This window comes from Flavobacterium frigidum, from assembly GCF_048286795.2.
This window is the reverse complement of record NZ_JBLVPT020000042.1, coordinates 1-1,299: the sequence shown is the minus strand read 5'-3', so window position 1 is coordinate 1,299 and position 1,299 is coordinate 1. Positions and strand designations below refer to the sequence as shown.

At 28.6% G+C, this 1,299-nt stretch carries 1 protein-coding gene; it reads left to right on the top strand.

Annotated elements, in window-relative coordinates:
- Positions 1-123: 123 nt before the first annotated feature.
- Positions 124-1,287 (top strand): IS4 family transposase, encoded by a 1,164-nt coding sequence (locus ACNQGB_RS15980; protein ID WP_417948127.1) that lies wholly within the window; start codon positions 124-126, stop codon positions 1,285-1,287.
- Positions 1,288-1,299: the final 12 nt, after the last annotated feature.

The following is a 1,299-nucleotide window of genomic DNA, read 5'->3' as shown; positions in this document are numbered from 1 at the left end:
CACTAGTGTCCACTAAAAAATAAAACAAGTTCTTTGAAATTATTGTAAATCTGTATTTTAAGAGTCATTTTTGAGCGTGACGATTTGAAATGATTATTATGTTCGTAAATCAATATTACGAATATGAATCACGGTAAATATGTCTTTTCTCAACTGATTGAATTTCTTCCTCAACGTGTTTTTGACAGGTTAACTAGTAAATATTTTGGCAATAAATCGGTCAAACATTTTACTTGTTGGAATCAATTATTATGTATGATTTTTGGTCAGCTTTCAGCAAGAGAAAGTTTAAGAGATTTGATAATTGTTATAGAAGCACATCAATCAAAATCATATCATTTAGGATTTGGCAAAAATGTAACTCGTAGCAATTTATCCAAAGCTAATGAAAATCGTAATTATAAAATATTTGAAGAGTTTGCCAATCATTTAATATTGATTGCTCGGGATAAAAACAGCAATGATGCTTTTGAAATAAAAGGTAATATTTATGCTTTTGATTCTTCAACAATTGATCTATGCTTGAGTGTATTTTGTTGGGCTCATTTTCGAAAAACTAAAGCAGGAATAAAATTGCACACTCTATTTGATATTAACACACAAATCCCGGTATTTATCCATATAACAGAAGCAAATGTGCACGATGTTAATGCAATGGATGTCATAGATTATGAGTCATTTGCGTATTATATTTTTGACCGTGCTTATGTTGATTATGATCGACTTTTTCGAATTACAAAAGCAAATGCTTATTTTGTTGTTAGAGCAAAATCTAATGTGAAATTTAAAAGAATGTATTCTCTAAAAATTGATAAAACCACTGGAATTAAATATGACCAAATTGGTAAAATAGAAGGTTTTTATACCTCAAAAGATTATCCAGAAAAGATACGAAAAGTAAAATTTTTCGATACTGAAAATAAAAAAATGTTAGTATTCTTGACTAATAATTTTGAATTATCAGCTCAAGATATTGCACTACTTTACAAACAAAGATGGCAAGTAGAATTGTTCTTCAAATGGATAAAACAGCACCTAAAAGTTAAGACCTTTTGGGGAACAACAGAAAATGCTGTTCGTATTCAAATCAATGTAGCAATTGCAACTTACTGTTTGGTTTCTATAATAGCAAAAGATTTAAAAATCAATCGTTCAACCTACGAAATTCTACAAATTTTATCCGCATCATTACTCGAAAAAACATCTATAAATGAACTACTTATGAAATCAGATTACAATAATGTCAATGAACATAATACTAACCAGCTGGTTTTCAACTTATTTTAATTGGACACTAGT

Coding starts and splice junctions, on each gene's coding strand:
- ACNQGB_RS15980 (WP_417948127.1), top strand. CDS start 124: ATGAATCACGGTAAATATGTCTTTTCTCAACTGATTGAATTTCTTCCT.